Origin of the sequence: Alkalinema sp. FACHB-956 (assembly GCF_014697025.1) — a bacterium.
Classification (GTDB): Bacteria; Cyanobacteriota; Cyanobacteriia; order Leptolyngbyales; family Leptolyngbyaceae; genus Alkalinema.
Genome location: NZ_JACJRC010000035.1, coordinates 31,352 through 46,850, shown reverse-complemented (window position 1 = coordinate 46,850; position 15,499 = coordinate 31,352). Strand labels below are relative to the sequence as shown.

Here is a 15,499-nt window from a genome sequence, read left to right as displayed (position 1 = left end):
CTCGGGCCTGTGATAAGGCGTTGCGGGAGACGGTGGATTATTTGGGGATTCGGGGGGTGAGTACCCATAGTTTTCGGCGATCTCTGCTGACCTATTTGCATTTTGAGAAGGGCCATAGTCTGCGGACACTTCAGCAGATTACGCAGCATCAAGACATTGGCAATTTGGCGAAGTACTTGGAGGTCGGCAAATTGGAAGCTGATGAGGCGCTGCGATCTGCCTGGGAGTAAGACATACACGCCATCTAGTCTCCCATCGGGAACTACATTTCTAAGTCATGTGACTTTTTAAGCGTGAGTGGGCTTAGACAAACTCATGAGGATGAACAGCACAATCTGTATCGAGATTTATCCTGCTTCAGACACTCCCAGCAGAGGAAAAGATAAGTTGTCGATTCAACTGATGTACCAGTGAAAAGATGAATGTATTCATTTTGTGGATTAATCGCTCGAAGCCAATGTGCAGTGATGCAATGGGGGAAGACTTCTAGCCAATTGCATCAAATCAAGGGTTGGATGATTAAGCACAAATTGTTCAGTAATCTTTTCCAACCGCTTTGGTTATCCCACCAAGGCGAGATAAGGAAATGGTTAAGAAAAATTTCCTTACCTCAGGTGGTTAAGATGCTGCTGTATTTGACATAGAAGGGAGAACCATAAATATGATGTACGTCATATCCTGCCCAACTTCTTTGCAAAAGCCCTACTTACTCAAACAGCCAGAATCGGGTCGCTTCATCCAAGAGTTGAACCAATTTTCTGGATTGACGTAGGAGCAGTTTGGGCTACGGGTTGGTGTGTCTTACGAAACCGTAAACCGATGGGAGAACGGGAGAATGCAGCCTTCCTCGCTATTATTTAGGCAGCTACAGCAGTTAGCCCAAGAGTTTGGAGAAACAGGCAAGGCTTTGTTAGAACGGTATACATCTGATCCCCTATCTCCAGGAGCACCGTCGTATGGTTCAGCTTGAGGACTTGGTTCGCGGCACGACGGTTAAAGGGATTCTGCCGAATCACCATGTCATTATCGTGGATGTGACCCAGCATAGCGATGATGTGATTGAACTGGTTTATAAGGATGCCACTGGCAATCTGGGTCATGAACTGGTTTTGCGCGATCGCGAACCTGACTTGGAGATTGTCACCACTGGGCAACCCTGGAGTTTTGATGGGGATGGAGCCGTACTGCGTTTGGTGTCAGAGGCACATCGAATTCGACTGGCGCACCTCTTCGATCCACTGTTAGCAGTTCATACGTCGCTGGTTGAACCTTTGCCACACCAGATCACGGCAGTCTATGGGGAGATGATTCCCCGGCAACCTTTACGGTTTTTGCTGGCGGATGACCCTGGAGCCGGAAAGACGATTATGGCTGGGTTGTTGATGCGGGAGTTGCTAATCCGGGGGGATCTGCACCGATGCCTGGTGGTTTGTCCTGGCAGTTTGGCGGCTCAGTGGCAGGATGAACTATTCCAGAAATTCCATCTGCCGTTTGAAATTCTGACGAACGATCGCATTGAGGCGGCGCGAACGGGGAATGCCTTTACCGAAATTCCCTTACTTATTGTGCGTTTGGACAAGCTGAGTCGAAATGACGATTTGCAGGCGAAGCTGGCACAGACCGATTGGGACTTGGTGATCTGCGACGAGGCACATAAGATGTCCGCCTCTTTTTTTGGGGGTGAGGTCAAAGAGACGAAGCGGTACAAACTGGGCAAGCTGCTGGGGGACATTACTCGTCACCTGTTGTTGATGACGGCAACACCCCACAACGGGAAAGAGGAAGACTTTCAACTGTTTATGGCATTGCTGGATGGCGATCGCTTTGAGGGTCGGTTCCGAGGGGGCACCAACACGACCGATACTTCGGACTTGATGCGACGGTTGGTGAAGGAAGACTTGCTCAAGTTTGACGGCAAGCCCCTGTTCCCAGAACGTAAAGCGTATACCGTTGGCTACCGTCTTTCAGACCTGGAGCAGCAGCTTTATCACAAGGTCACGGAGTATGTGCGAAACGAGTTCGATCGGGCAGAAAATTTGGAGAACAATGGGCGCAAGGGTACGGTTGGCTTTGCGTTGACCATTCTTCAACGGCGGTTGGCATCTTCTCCAGAAGCAATTTATCAGTCAATCCATCGTCGCCGGGAGCGGTTGCAGAAACGACTTCAAGATGAGGAAGCCTTCAAGCAAGGACTGGGTGCCCGTCTTGATTTTGGGCGCACGATCGACCCGGAGGACTGGGAAGACGACTTTGATGATGTGCCAGAGGATGAGCGGGAGTCTACCGAAGAGGAAGTGGTGGACCAGGCGACGGCAGCGCGGACGGTGGCTGAACTACAAGCTGAAATTGAGCAACTGAATCAGATTGAGCAGTTGGCGCTGAAGGTGAAACGCAGCGGTAAGGATAAGAAGTGGGAGGAACTCTCCAACCTCTTGCAAAACGAGGCAGAGCTGTTTGACGCACATGGGCATCGCCGCAAGCTGGTGATTTTTACCGAACACCGCGACACGCTCAATTACCTTGCCGATCGCATTCGGACGCTCATTGGTCGCTCTGAAGCCGTTGTCATGATCCATGGTGGTATGGGACGCGAACAACGCAAGAAGGCAGAGGAGTCCTTCAAGCAGGATGTGACGGTTCAAGTGCTGCTGGCAACGGATGCGGCTGGAGAAGGGATAAATTTGCAACGGGCGCATTTGATGGTGAACTACGACCTGCCCTGGAACCCGAATCGGCTAGAACAACGGTTTGGACGGATTCACCGGATTGGACAAACGGAAGTGTGCCATCTTTGGAACCTGGTAGCAGAGGAAACCCGTGAGGGTGAGGTGTACCTGACGCTGCTCGGCAAGCTGGATCTCGAACAGAAGGCATTGGGCGGTAAAGTCTTTGATGTATTGGGTAAGGCGATCGCAGGCAAAGACCTACGCGACCTTTTGATTGAAGCCATTCGATACGGCGATCGCCCTGATATTCGGGCAAAGCTGAATCAAGTGGTGGCAGACCGTCTGGATCAGCAACGGTTGCGCGAACTGTTGGAAGAGCGGGCACTGGCGCGAGACACGATGGATGCCTCCAGAGTGCAGCAGATTCGAGAAGACATGGAGCGGGCAGAGGCTCGGCGGCTCCAGCCCCACTTTATTGCGGCATTCTTCCTGGAGGCGTTTGCCAATTTGGGAGGAACTGCCAAGCAGCGGGAACCTAAGCGGTATGAGATTACCCACGTTCCGGCAATTATTCGTAGCCAGGATCGGCAGATTGGAGTGAGGGAACCGATTCTGCGGAGCTACGAGCGGATTTGTTTTGAGAAGGGACTGATTAATGTCCCCGGCAAGCCCCCAGCTGCCTTTATCTGTCCGGGGCATCCTCTGCTGGAAGCGGTGACGGAGATTACGCTGGAACGGCATCGAGACTTGCTGAAGCAAGGAGCGGTGCTGGTGGATGAGAATGATTTTGGTGAACAGGTACGGGCGCTGGTTTATCTGGAGCATTCGATCCAGGATGCCAGTACCGACAGCAGCGGTAAGCGCCGGGTGGTGTCGCGACGGATGCAGTATGTGGAAATTGATGGGGAGGGCAATACTCAGAATGCTGGGTATGCACCCTATCTCAACTACCGACCGTTGCGTGAAGAGGAGAAACCGTTCATTACCCCAGTTTTGGAGCAGGATTGGCTGAAGAATAATCTGGAACCCCAGGCAACGAAGTATGCGATCGCTCATTTGATGCCGGAGCATTTGCGAGAGGTGAAGCAGCGCAAAGAGGATTTGGTTGCCAAGACGATGAAGGCAGTCAAGGAGCGGCTGACTAAGGAGATCTATTACTGGGATCAGCAGGCGGAGCAGTTGAAGCAGCAGGAAGCGGCAGGTAAGGTCAACGCCAAGATCAACTCAGCGAAAGCCAGAGCCAGAGCTGATGAATTGGAGTCTCGCCTCCAGCGACGGTTGACGGAATTGGAGCAGGAACGGAAGCTGTCTCCCCTGCCGCCGGTGGTGGTGGGTGGGGCGTTGGTTATCCCGATCGGATTTCTGCAACGGGCGCAGGGCAAGCGGCGATCGGAGGCTGATTTGTTTGCCAGGGAGACGAAGCGGGTTGAGATGTTGGCAATGCAGACGGTGATGGCAGCGGAGCGGGCGTTGGGGCATGACCCAAAAGATGTCAGTCGAGAGAAGTGCGGCTATGATGTTGAATCGCGGGTTCCGGGAAATGGAGAGCAACCGGGACGGGTGAAGTTTATTGAGGTGAAGGGACGGATTAAGGGGGCAGAAACGGTTACGGTTACGAAGAATGAAATCTTGACCGCACTGAATAAGCCAGAAAACTTTGTGCTGGCGTTGGTGCAGGTGCCAGAGTCGGCGGATTTTCCTGAAGGGGATGCGTTTAAGGTTTCCAGTACGAAGGGGACTTATAACGTTGGAGATAATGGGTGTGTGGTGCGGTATGTGCTGAACCCCTTCCAGAAGGAGCCAGACTTTAAGGCAGACAGTGTGAACTATAACTGGAAGGAGTTATGGGGACAGGGGAGGAATCCAGAATGACGAATCATGCGGTAGTTCAGGGGGGAGGTTACTGCGATGCAGGCTCATAAGGTTGAAGCGGTTTTGTCTGAGAATGGCACGTTAGTTCTGGAAGGGTTGCCGTTTCAAGCGGGGGAGGCGGTGGAAGTGATTATCTTGAAAAAATCTGTCTCTAGCTCTCAGCAACATGGAGCGGTAAATTCTCTTCAGAACAGTCTCTATTACTATGATGAGCCATTTGAACTCGCAACGGCATTAGAGGATTGGGAAGTCCTTCGATAATGGTTTTATATATCCGAAAGTTGGGTGGAAAATTTTATTGAAGGGAGTAAAACCATGCTACTAGAGTTACAGCGAATCAATGTACCACCGGGGCAGCGAGTCATATTAGAGGATGTTACTTGGCAGGAATTTGAAACCATCCTGGATGAATTGGGAGACCATCGCGGGTCTCGATTGGCGTATGACAATGGACTGCTGGAGATTATGATGCCGTTACCGGAGCATGAGGATGATAAGGAAATTATTGGGGATTTGATCAAGGCATTGTTAGAAGAGTTGGATATTGAGTTTCGTAGTTTGGGTTCAACAACCTTCAAAAAGCCTATGGCTCAAGGGCTAGAGCCTGACCAGTGTTTTTATATTCAGAATGAGGCGGCAATTCGCGGCAAGAAGCGAATTGATTTAAGTGTTGATCCACCGCCGGATTTGGCGATCGAGATTGATGTTACCTCTCGGACTCATCCCAGTATTTATGAGGCATTGCAGGTGCCTGAACTCTGGCGATTTGATCAGGGGAATCTGCAAATCAATGTGTTGGATTTTGGGAAATACCAGGAAGTGCTAGAAAGCCCGAATTTCCCAGGTTTAGATCTGAAACAAGTGATTCCTCATTATTTGAGGGAGAGTAAAACATTGGGCAGAAATAAGGTACTGAAGGCATTTCGCCAATGGGTACGAGAACAGATTCAGTAGTCCCAAAATCTTAAATCCAAAATCTTAAATCTAAAATTCAATGACCTACCGCAAAAAGCTAATTGAAGTTGCCCTACCGCTAGAAGCAATCAATATGGAATCGGCGAGAGAGAAGTCGATTCGGCATGGACATCCCAGTACGTTGCATCTCTGGTGGGCGCGGCGACCGTTGGCGGCTTGTCGGGCAGTGTTGTTTGCGTCGTTGGTGGATGATCCATCAAGCCATCCTGATAAGTTTCCGACTGAAGAAGCGCAAATTGCTGAACGACAGCGATTGTTTGATATTTTGGGGCGGATCACCATCGAAACGGATAAAAAGGGCAACACGAAGCAAGTCATTCGGGGCTTGGTGTCTTGGGATGACATCAATAACCCAAATTCGGGTGTGTTGATTGCGGCACAGCGAGAGATTGCCCGCAGCATTGCGTGGAATCGAGGAGATGAACCCCCAACAGCGCCAGAAGCAGTACGGCATTATTTGGCTGAAAATGCACCTCCGGTTTATGACCCGTTTGCCGGAGGTGGTTCGATTCCATTGGAAGCACAGCGATTGGGATTAAAGGCTCATGCCAGCGACTTAAATCCTGTTGCTGTATTGATTAATAAAGCTTTGACTGAGATTCCGCCTAAGTTTAAGGATCTACCCCCAGTAAATCCGGAATCACAACAGAAACTAAAGGTCAATCAGTGGAAAGGATTGCAAGGGGTAGCGGAAGATTTGTGCTACTACGGCAAATGGATACGGGATGAGGCAGAGAAACGAATTGGACATCTGTATCCTGAAGTGGCGCTACCATCGGACAAGGGAGGAGGATCGGCAACAGTAATTGCTTGGTTATGGGCAAGAACGGCAAAGTGTCCTAACCCAGCGTGTGGCTGTCAAATGCCCTTGATTAGATCATTTGCCCTTTCAAATAGGAAGGGTAGTGAAGCTCATATAAAACCTGTTATTGATCGTAGTCAAACTCCTCCTATTGTCACATTTGAAGCAATTTCTGGTAAAAATCCTGAGTCAACAGGAACAATGACTCGCCGAGGGGCTGTTTGTCTTGCTTGCCAAACACCAGTTCCCTTTGAATACCTGCGAGGAGAGGGCAGGAACAAACAAATGCGAGTTCAACTAATAGCAATTGTTGCAGAGGGCGATAGTGGGAGAGTCTTCTTGTCACCTTCCGGTAAGCACGAAGAAATTGCTAATCAAGCACAAGCGGAGTGGAAGCCCGAAACCGAAATCATTCAGAACTCGCGCCATATGACTCCTCCTGTTTACGGGATGATGAAGCATTATGAATTATTTACGGAACGCCAGCTCACTGCTTTATCTACTTTTGGTTCTTTACTGGGTGAAGTTCGAGAAAAAATTACGCATGATGCCTGCAAGATTTTGCCTGATGATAGCCTTCCTTTTGAAAACGGAGGGGTAGGCTCAACAGCCTATGCTGATGCTGTCGTAACTTATTTGGGACTGGGACTAAGTAAAGCAACAGATCTCTCGTCTGCACTTTGTCATTGGCAAGCAAATCCAGAACACTTAAAAATTGCTCCTACCTTCTCACGCCATGCTCTTTCAATGTCATGGGACTTTGCTGAAGGAAATCCTTTTAGTGATTCTTCAGGAAATTTTAGTCGTCAGTGGGAGTTGATAGAAAAGGTGCTGAACAACTCTTTTTCAGATAATGATGCAAAGGTAGAACAACAAGATTCAAGACTTTTAGATTCGTCTGAACCAATAATTGTTTCTACTGATCCACCGTATTACGATAACATTCCATATGCTGATTTATCTGATTTTTTCTATGTTTGGCTTCGTCGTTTTCTAGGTGGTATTTATCCAAATTTATTCAGTACGCTTCTTGTTCCTAAAACCCAAGAATTAGTAGCAGATCAGGTTCGGCACGGTGGACGTAAAGAGGCACAAGAGTTTTTTGAAAAAGGTTTGGGAAGTGTATTTCTGCGGATAAGGAAGGTTCAACATTTCGATTACCCATTTACCATTTACTACGCCTTTAAACAAGCGGAAACAGAGCAAGAAGAAGGAAAAGCCTCTCTCCTAGTTTCGTCTACAGGTTGGGAAACAATGCTTGAGGGACTTCTTAGGGAAGGATTTTCAATTACTGGAACGTTACCTATACGAACAGAAAGAAGCGGGAGAATGCGTGATTTTGGTTCCAATGCTCTGGCTTCTTCTATTGTCCTTGTTTGTCGTCCCCGTCCTGAAAATGCTCCATCCACTACTCGCCGTCGCTTTGTGGATGAACTAAAGCAAGAGTTACCCGATGCTATTAAGAAACTTCAGCAGGGCAACATTGCTCCAGTGGACTTAGCACAGTCAAGTATTGGTCCAGGTATGGCAATTTTCTCCCGCTATGCCAAAGTACTGGAATCGGATGGTTCACCCATGCGGATACGCACTGCCCTGCAACTCATCAACCAGACCCTCGATGAATTTCTGGCTGAGCAAGAAGGCGAATTCGATACCGATACTCGTTGGGCACTGGCATGGTTTGAACAATACCAGTTCAGCGAAGGGCAATTTGGCGACGCAGAAACTCTTTCCAAAGCCAAAAATACCAGCATCAAAGGCATGACAGAAGCCGGAATCCTCACTGCCAAAGCTGGGAAAGTGCAACTCGTCCCCCGCGATGCCCTCCCCAAAGATTGGAATCCTGCCAAAGACAATCGAATTCCCGTTTGGGAAGCAACTCAGCATCTCATTCGGGCACTCGATCAGAACGGAGAAACGGGTGCGGCTCATCTACTAGCGCAATTGGGCAACTTAGGAGAAGTGGCACGGGATCTCGCCTACCGGCTCTACAGCATTTGCGATCGCAAAGGTTGGACGCAGGAAGCGATCGCCTACAACAGCCTAGTCATCTCCTGGTCTGAAATTGCTCGACTGGCAACGGAAAAACAAAACTCAACGCCCACTCAAATTGAACTAGGGATTTAGGTTATGTCCATTAGCAATCACGAACGGGTCGGTAGAGCGTTAAATCTGCTCAAGGAAGGCTTGTATCCCTATATTGAGCGTGAGATGAAAGCGGTCTACAGAGATCGGTGGTTGCTGGCATCCGTTCCCCATATTGACCCAGATAACACCCTTCGTCGTAAGCCTGAAGACATTCTCAAAGAGGATATTGCGGCTCAACTGAAGTTGATGTGGGGCAAATGGGATGAGGTCTTCAAGCAAACCTTAGGGCAAACTGAGCGCACCCTCATTAGTGAACTTCGCAACACCCGTAATACTTGGGCACATGGTTCTACAGCCGTATCCACTGAAGATGCTTACCGTGCTCTTGATAGCATTGTTCGCCTTCTGAATTCGGTGGGCGCAGCCGAGCAATCCGACACTGTTGAGAAGCAGCGAAGCGAGCTAATGCGGCAGCGTTACGAAGAACAGGCGCGTCGGGAAACTCGCCGTGCTGCCGTTGCCCCAATGGAAGGCACACCCACCGGAGGACTCAAGCCCTGGCGCGAAGTGGTGATGCCCCACCAAGACGTTGCCTCTGGACGCTATCAACAAGCAGAATTCGCCGCTGACCTTTGGCAAGTCTTTTTAGACGAAGGATCAGACGAATACCGCGACCCCACCGAATTCTTCCGGCGTACCTATCTCACCGAAGGACTCAAACAGCTTCTCACTGGGGCATTACTGCGTTTGAGCGGCGATAAAGGCGACCCCGTGATCGAGCTTCAGACCAACTTTGGTGGTGGCAAAACCCACGCCATGCTTGCCCTCTACCATCTGTTCTTTGGCGTTTCCGCCAATCAGCTACCGGGACTGGAGCCTGTCTTTGAAGCGGCAAACGTACCTGAACCTCCCCAAGATGTCAAAACCGTCGTGCTGGTAGGAAATAAGATCTCCCCTGGTCAAACCCACACCAAAAAAGACGGTACGGTTGTTCGGACGCTCTGGGGTGAAATTGCATGGCAGCTTGGCGGTAAAGAAGGTTATGAGATGGTGCGCCAAGCGGATGAAACCTCTACCAATCCTGGCGATACCCTTAAACTCCTGTTCAACAAGTATTCACCCTGTCTGATCCTGATTGATGAGTGGGTGTCCTACGCCCGACAGCTTCACTTCGAGAATGACCTGCCAGCAGGTAGCTTCGATACCCACTTCACCTTCGCCCAAACCCTGAGCGAGTCAGCTAAAAACGCAGATCGCACGTTATTAGTAGCCAGTATTCCCTCCTCCGATATCGAGATTGGCGGCGATCGCGGTCAGGATGCTTTAGATCGGCTCAAGAATGCGATCGGTCGGGTGGAGTCTCCCTGGCGACCCGCCAGCGCAGAAGAAAGCTTTGAAATTGTCCGTCGTCGCTTGTTTCAGCCGATCGACTCCAATTCCTACGTCGCTCGTGATGCGGTGATCCGTGCCTTCTATGAGATGTACCAATCTCAGGCAGCAGAGTTTCCTTCCGAATGCCGCGAAGCCAGCTACAAACGCCGCTTGGAAGAAGCGTATCCCATTCACCCTGAACTGTTCGATCGGCTGTACTCTGACTGGTCAACGCTCGACAAATTTCAGCGGACTCGTGGCGTGTTGCGACTGATGGCAAAGGTGATCCATTCCCTCTGGGATCGGGGAGACAAGAACCTGCTGATTATGCCAGCCAGCGTCGCAATGGATGACGCGCAAGTGCAGTCCGAACTTACCCGCTACCTGGATGATAACTGGGTGCCGGTGATTGAAAAAGATGTCGATGGCACGAACTCTCTCCCTGTCTCCCTCGACAACCAGAACCCAAACTTGGGTCGCTACTCTGCCTGCCGCCGTGTCACCCGTACCATTTATCTTGGCTCTGCCCCTACTTTACGAGCCGCCAACCGAGGCTTACAGGATCGTCGTATCAAATTGGGCTGTGTGCAGCCGGGAGAATCCGTCCCTATCTTTGGCGATGCCCTCCGACGACTGACTGATCAGGCAAGTTATATATACATCGATGGCGATCGCTATTGGATCTCAACTCAGCCGAACGTCACTCGCACAGCTCAAGACCGAGCAACCCAAATTGGGGAGGATCCAGAAAAGATCTGGGAAGAAATTGTCCGTCGGCTAAAGCTCGACAAACAGCGAGGAGAATTTGCTGGGGTCCATATTGCCCCAGATTCAACGGCTGACATCCCGGATGATGAATCGATGGGTGTACGTCTGGTCGTCCTGGGACCACAGCATCCCCATATCAGCAAGTCAACCGATACCCCTGCCCGTCAGCAGTGCGATCAAATTCTCACCACTAAAGGAGCCAGCCCCCGCTATTGCAAAAACCTGCTTCTGTTTCTGGCTCCCGATAAGTCCAAGCTGGCGCTGCTGGAGCAAAACGTTTGCCAGTTTCTCGCCTGGGATTCGATCGTGCGAGATAAGGAACTACTCAACCTTGACCCATTCCAGGGCAAGCAGGCAAACACAAAACGGGAACAGACTAATGATCTGGTAGACAATCTGCTGAAGGAAGCCTACCAATGGATGCTCGTCCCCACTCACCGAACGAATGCCAGTGACCCCAAACAACAGACCGACTGGACAGAAGTACGACTCCAAGGGCAAGACTCCCCAGTGCTACGAGCCAGTCGCAAGGCAGTGCATGAGGAATATCTAATTGTCACTTACGCTGCGAACCGCCTTCGGATGGAAGCCCTTGATCCCTACTTATGGCGGGATTCCGATCACATCGACACAAAACGCCTGTGGTCGTATCTAAGCAATTACCTGTACCTCCCCCGTCTCAGCAATGAGCAGGTATTACTGCAAGCGATTCAGCAAGGAGTAACCGCTCTCCTCTGGTCTGAAAACTTTGCCTACGCCACTGGCTGGGAAGAGGCCAAAGGACGATATTTAGGACTAAAAGCTGGACCCAACGATCCCTTTACTGCGACCCTCAGTAGCCAGAATTTGCTTGTCAAACCAGAGGTTGCCCAACGACAACTGGACGCAGACGAAGCAGCGAGAAAACAGGCAGAAGACGAGAAGAAGAACCAGCCTGGTTCCGATCCGGGTGTGGAGGGGAAGGGCGATCGCACCGATCCTCCTGGAGGTGGGACAAAACCTGTTTCCCCACCTCCTACTAAGCAAGTAAATCGCTTTTATGGAGCAGTCAAGGTCAACCCCACCCGATTAATCAAGGATGTAGGGCAGATTGCCGACGAAGTATTGCAGCACCTCAGCAGCCTCAATGCAGACATTGAGGTAACTGTAGAAATCCAGGTCAAAACCCCTGATGGCGTTCCAGACGCTGTCGTTCGCACCGTCACTGAAAACTGCCGAACCCTCAAGTTCACTAGCTATGACTTTGAAGAAGACTAGTGGTCTGTCCAGTTTATTTTGAGGGGTTAAAGAAGTTTCAAACGGTTGTTTTACTTGAGTTTAAAAGAACTTCTATCCTTCATTTTATGGATGACAAACCACTAGAGGGAAATTGCTTCTGTGGATAGTCCTATTTCTGAAAGGATGGAGAATAATCAGGCATCATCGAAAGCTTTGAGCAGAAACCTACCAGCTTAGGGTTATTTTTCTCTGTCCTGTACGCAAGAGCACTACTCGTCACCACACCGATCGCTTTCGAGCTTACATGGATCAGTACCTCCCGACATGGCAGCAGTCCCGCGAATACCTGAAGCAATCCCCCCTAGACCACGCCACTTGGAGCTATTGAGAAACAGACATCTCTTTCACCTGGAATCTGGTTTCTGGTTTCTTGAATCCATACTCCAGAATCTTGAATCCATATACTGTAATCTTGAATCTGGTTTCTGGTTTCTGTATATTGAATGCGATGTCCGATCGGTCATAGCCCCTGTCAGCGCATTCCCCTATGGCTCATAAACTTGCAATCTTCAACATGAAAGGAGGGGTAGGCAAATCAACGACTACCTACAACCTCGCCGCTGGCCTAGTCAAATTTCATCAGCAACGAGTTCTCCTCATCGACATCGACCCCCAAGGGAACTCCGCTGCATCCCTCGGTATCCAAATTTGGCAGCTTGGCCCCCAACTTAAAGACGTACTGCAACGGCAATCTTCCATTCAGGAGACGATCGTACCCACTTCATCCGGGGTTGATGTTGTCCCCTCCAACATTCTGTTAGCGGAAGAAGAGATTCCCATCTCAGGGTTACCAGGGCGAGAACTATTGCTCCGAAAAGCGATCGCACCCATAGAGAAGCAATATGACTTCATCTTGATCGACTGCCCCCCCAACGTTGGGGTATTTGCCGTGAATGCATTGATGGCCGCCGAGAAAGTCATTATCCCGGTGGATATGAGTTACCTCGGGTTATTGGGAATTCAAGGCATCGAACGCGCTTTGACCTTGGTCCGCGAGTATCTTGACCACCCGATCGAAGTTGCTGGAGCGCTAGCCACTCGCTACGACGGACGCAACAATCTCAGCAAAGAAGTCTTGGCTTCCTTAACAGACCATTTTGGCGATCGGATGTTTGAGACGCTAATTCCTGAAACCGTCAAGCTGCGTGAAGCTCCCAGCCATGGGCAATCGATTTTTGAATATGACCCGAGTGGCAGTGGGGCAAAAGCTTATCAATCGTTGGTGAATGAGGTGATGGCACTATGACCAGTTCTAAAAGGAAATCCGTTCTGGGGACAAATCCCTTAGCCGTTGCTCCATTAGATAAGGGAATTTTCCAGAAAACAGAAACTGGAAACCAGACTCCAGAAATTGGAAACCAGGAAGACTCTCAGACTGCCAGCGGTGAAGAGATTGAATCTGGTATCCAGAATCCAGAATCCAGAAACCAGAAACTGGAAACCAGAAACTGGAAACCAGAAACTGGATTTTTAGCAGAATCCAGAGAACTCGAAAAAATCACCCTCCGGCTCCCGATCGAGTTGAATGACTGGCTAGACGACTTGCTCAAGCAGGGTAAACGGAAGCATGGACAAAAGATCCCTAAAGAGGTTTGGGTACAGGCCGCGATCGAGTTGTTAAAGGCGATGCCGGTGGATTGGACAGAGGTGAAATCGATCGAGCAGATGCGCGAAAAACTTAGCTTTCTGGAATCCAGTTACCAGAATCCAGAATCTGGAAAATAATGAAATACCTTTGATAGAAGGCTTTGAGGCGTTTGCGTGTCGATTAATTTTGTGCGAGAGGAAGCTGAACGAATCCTCGATCGCTTTCAATCGGTTCCCTTCGATACTTGCCACGTTCTGACTCGTCAGTTTGAAACGGTGCCAGCTCGTACCGGGATTTATGGCTTTCGGCATCGAACGGACGGCTTGCTCTACATCGGTAAAGCCACCAATATCCAGCGCCGGTTACGCTCTGGCCATAAAGCCCTGGCCTGGGCCTTTATCGATCGCTTAGACCCGGATGATGTTCGAGTCGTGGCAGATATTCTCAGGTTTCGGGCTTGGCAGAATATGCTGGATATTGAAGCGACGATGATTCAGCTTTCTCGCCCAAGCTATAACATCGTTATCAGGCAGCTAGAGGATTAATCCCTATGCAAAACACCCACACGGATCATTTTTCTGCAACGGCTGCTCAGACTGTTCTGGAGGCAGTCCCGGAAAAAATTAAGGCGGCACTCATTGCCTATGCTGCGGAAATGGACTACCCGATCGAGGCGGTGATCGAGATGGCGATCGCGAGTTTCCTGGATGAGGATGCGGTGAGTTTCACGGATTGTCGTCCCCTGGTTGCCTTTGGGATGGAACGCAAAGCCAGCTAGGTTGGCTGCATATCACCTTTACGATTTGGCAACCCATTGCCAAACAGAGATCGGGATTTAGCTCTCTTCCTGCAAGACGGCTTCCACATCCCGTCTGCCATGCAGTACCCTCACAACTTCCAGGACAGATGCTGCCACACGATAGAAAATCACCACTTCTCCCGCTGGATAGCTTCTGATGCCGGGTTGAAGCTCATCCCGAATACGCCCTGCATTGGGAAACTGCAAGAGTAGGCGAAACTTTGTTTCAATTTCATCCAAACGACGATCGGCAAGCTCTAACCCGCTATATTCCGCCCAGCCCCGCCAAATATCCCGCAAGTCTTGTTGAGCTTGCTCCGTCAATCGCAACTCAACCCTCATACCGATCGACCTAGCTCCGATCTACCTTGCATCTTGATGTCATCAAAGAGTTGATGCAACGTTGCTTCGGTATATTCAGTGGTTTGCCCTTGCTGAAGCTGTTGTAGCCCCACTGCCAGATCCTGCCGGAGGGCCACTCGCTTGAGTTCCTGTAATTCTGCTTCTAGGGCTTGCAGGCGATCGACCTGAGCCTGGAAGGATGTTGCATCTTGCACCACCACTGCTGCTTTGCCATTGACGGTGAGGATGAGTGGGGTATGGGTTGATTGCACCTGCTCTACATAATTGCTGGCATTGCGCTTGAAGTCGGTCAGGGACTGAATATTTTGCAGAGGAATCATAGCACTTAATTCGGAGTCGAATTCGATGCTTTATTCTAGGCTGTATTTATATGCGATCGGGAAATCTCTGCGAAAGTTGTGGTTGGGAGGAGGGCCGATTCTTCTATGTCTGGTGACACTTTAGCAACTATCGCTGGGCAAAGATGCTCTGGAACGGGATTTAGAAACCGCACTCATTACCCATATCCGTGATTTTTTGTTGATCTGCTCTTCTATCACCTCAAACTACGGTGTTATGTGGCGATCGATCTGAAGATGACGGATTTCAAACCGGAGTATTCCGGCAAGATGAATTTCTATGTGGCGGCGATCGATGATTTGCTGCGGCATCCTAGCGATAACCCGACGATCGGGATCATCCTATGCCGAGACAAGAAGAAAACGATCTCTGAGTACGCCCTTAGAAATGTCAATTAACCGATCGCGATTTCGACCCATCGCTTGCCGAAGCAGTTGGAAGACCAACTACCGACGATCGAGCAATTAGAAACAGAGATTAACAGTGTCGTTTCAGAACTGGCCGAACAAGCCGACAGCGATTAGCCACAGCCAGAAACCATCAGAAGGCTTGTCAATTCTGCGGAACTATAGTTGATAGTGGTGAAGGAA

General features: G+C 49.9%; 11 protein-coding genes and 3 pseudogenes. 11 read left to right on the top strand and 3 right to left on the bottom strand.

Annotated elements, in window-relative coordinates:
* Positions 1 to 230 (top strand): annotated as a pseudogene (locus H6G21_RS22840) (site-specific integrase); the annotation flags it as partial.
* 127 nt (positions 231 to 357) lie between these two features.
* Here H6G21_RS22840 and H6G21_RS25885 read toward each other — a convergent pair.
* A pseudogene (locus H6G21_RS25885) lies at positions 358 to 574 on the bottom strand (IS701 family transposase); the annotation flags it as partial.
* 382 nt (positions 575 to 956) lie between these two features.
* Between H6G21_RS25885 and H6G21_RS22830 the strand changes: the two are divergent.
* From H6G21_RS22830 to H6G21_RS22785, 9 genes are all read left to right on the top strand, one after another.
* On the top strand, positions 957 to 4,538 hold the full coding sequence (locus H6G21_RS22830) for a helicase-related protein (protein ID WP_190576385.1): 3,582 nt from the start codon (positions 957 to 959) through the stop codon (positions 4,536 to 4,538).
* A gap of 36 nt (positions 4,539 to 4,574) precedes the next feature.
* Positions 4,575 to 4,799: a hypothetical protein gene (locus H6G21_RS22825; RefSeq protein ID WP_190576382.1), complete on the top strand. Its 225-nt coding sequence runs from the start codon at positions 4,575 to 4,577 to the stop codon at positions 4,797 to 4,799.
* A gap of 54 nt (positions 4,800 to 4,853) precedes the next feature.
* Positions 4,854 to 5,492, top strand: coding sequence for a Uma2 family endonuclease (locus tag H6G21_RS22820; protein WP_190576381.1), 639 nt, complete (start codon positions 4,854 to 4,856; stop codon positions 5,490 to 5,492).
* A 40-nt stretch (positions 5,493 to 5,532) separates the two neighbouring features.
* Positions 5,533 to 8,442: a DUF1156 domain-containing protein gene (locus H6G21_RS22815; RefSeq protein ID WP_190576379.1), complete on the top strand. Its 2,910-nt coding sequence runs from the start codon at positions 5,533 to 5,535 to the stop codon at positions 8,440 to 8,442.
* A 3-nt stretch (positions 8,443 to 8,445) separates the two neighbouring features.
* Positions 8,446 to 11,799, top strand: coding sequence for a Swt1 family HEPN domain-containing protein (locus H6G21_RS22810; protein WP_190576377.1), 3,354 nt, complete (start codon positions 8,446 to 8,448; stop codon positions 11,797 to 11,799).
* 508 nt (positions 11,800 to 12,307) lie between these two features.
* Positions 12,308 to 13,066 carry a ParA family protein gene (locus H6G21_RS22800; protein ID WP_190576375.1) on the top strand — a complete coding sequence of 253 codons (759 nt, stop codon included), beginning with the start codon at positions 12,308 to 12,310 and terminating at the stop codon, positions 13,064 to 13,066.
* On the top strand, positions 13,063 to 13,545 hold the full coding sequence (locus H6G21_RS22795) for a hypothetical protein (RefSeq protein ID WP_190576373.1): 483 nt from the start codon (positions 13,063 to 13,065) through the stop codon (positions 13,543 to 13,545). The genes H6G21_RS22800 and H6G21_RS22795 overlap by 4 nt, the downstream gene beginning before the upstream one ends.
* A 36-nt stretch (positions 13,546 to 13,581) precedes the next feature.
* The gene (locus H6G21_RS25880; RefSeq protein WP_190576371.1) at positions 13,582 to 13,953 is read left to right on the top strand and encodes a GIY-YIG nuclease family protein; all 372 of its coding nucleotides are present in this window, start codon (positions 13,582 to 13,584) and stop codon (positions 13,951 to 13,953) included.
* Positions 13,954 to 13,958: 5 nt separating this feature from the next.
* A complete protein-coding gene (locus H6G21_RS22785; protein ID WP_190576369.1) occupies positions 13,959 to 14,186 on the top strand; it encodes a hypothetical protein in 228 nt (75 codons plus the stop codon).
* A gap of 57 nt (positions 14,187 to 14,243) precedes the next feature.
* On the opposite strand, the gene H6G21_RS22780 is transcribed toward H6G21_RS22785, so the two are convergent.
* Together H6G21_RS22780 and H6G21_RS22775 are read right to left on the bottom strand one after the other, a co-directional pair.
* Positions 14,244 to 14,549: a type II toxin-antitoxin system RelE/ParE family toxin gene (locus H6G21_RS22780; protein ID WP_190576367.1), complete on the bottom strand. Its 306-nt coding sequence runs from the start codon at positions 14,547 to 14,549 to the stop codon at positions 14,244 to 14,246.
* The gene (locus H6G21_RS22775) at positions 14,546 to 14,890 is read right to left on the bottom strand and encodes a type II toxin-antitoxin system Phd/YefM family antitoxin (RefSeq protein WP_190576365.1); all 345 of its coding nucleotides are present in this window, start codon (positions 14,888 to 14,890) and stop codon (positions 14,546 to 14,548) included. The genes H6G21_RS22780 and H6G21_RS22775 overlap by 4 nt, the downstream gene beginning before the upstream one ends.
* A 127-nt stretch (positions 14,891 to 15,017) precedes the next feature.
* Here H6G21_RS22775 and H6G21_RS22770 point away from each other — a divergent pair.
* Positions 15,018 to 15,433 (top strand): annotated as a pseudogene (locus H6G21_RS22770) (PDDEXK nuclease domain-containing protein); the annotation flags it as partial.
* Between the last annotated feature and the right edge of the window lie 66 nt (positions 15,434 to 15,499).

Coding starts and splice junctions, on each gene's coding strand:
- H6G21_RS22825 (WP_190576382.1), top strand. CDS start 4,575: ATGCAGGCTCATAAGGTTGAAGCGGTTTTGTCTGAGAATGGCACGTTA.
- H6G21_RS22800 (WP_190576375.1), top strand. CDS start 12,308: ATGGCTCATAAACTTGCAATCTTCAACATGAAAGGAGGGGTAGGCAAA.
- H6G21_RS22830 (WP_190576385.1), top strand. CDS start 957: ATGGTTCAGCTTGAGGACTTGGTTCGCGGCACGACGGTTAAAGGGATT.
- H6G21_RS22815 (WP_190576379.1), top strand. CDS start 5,533: ATGACCTACCGCAAAAAGCTAATTGAAGTTGCCCTACCGCTAGAAGCA.
- H6G21_RS22785 (WP_190576369.1), top strand. CDS start 13,959: ATGCAAAACACCCACACGGATCATTTTTCTGCAACGGCTGCTCAGACT.
- H6G21_RS22820 (WP_190576381.1), top strand. CDS start 4,854: ATGCTACTAGAGTTACAGCGAATCAATGTACCACCGGGGCAGCGAGTC.
- H6G21_RS22795 (WP_190576373.1), top strand. CDS start 13,063: ATGACCAGTTCTAAAAGGAAATCCGTTCTGGGGACAAATCCCTTAGCC.
- H6G21_RS22780 (WP_190576367.1), bottom strand. CDS start 14,549: ATGAGGGTTGAGTTGCGATTGACGGAGCAAGCTCAACAAGACTTGCGG.
- H6G21_RS22775 (WP_190576365.1), bottom strand. CDS start 14,890: ATGATTCCTCTGCAAAATATTCAGTCCCTGACCGACTTCAAGCGCAAT.
- H6G21_RS22810 (WP_190576377.1), top strand. CDS start 8,446: ATGTCCATTAGCAATCACGAACGGGTCGGTAGAGCGTTAAATCTGCTC.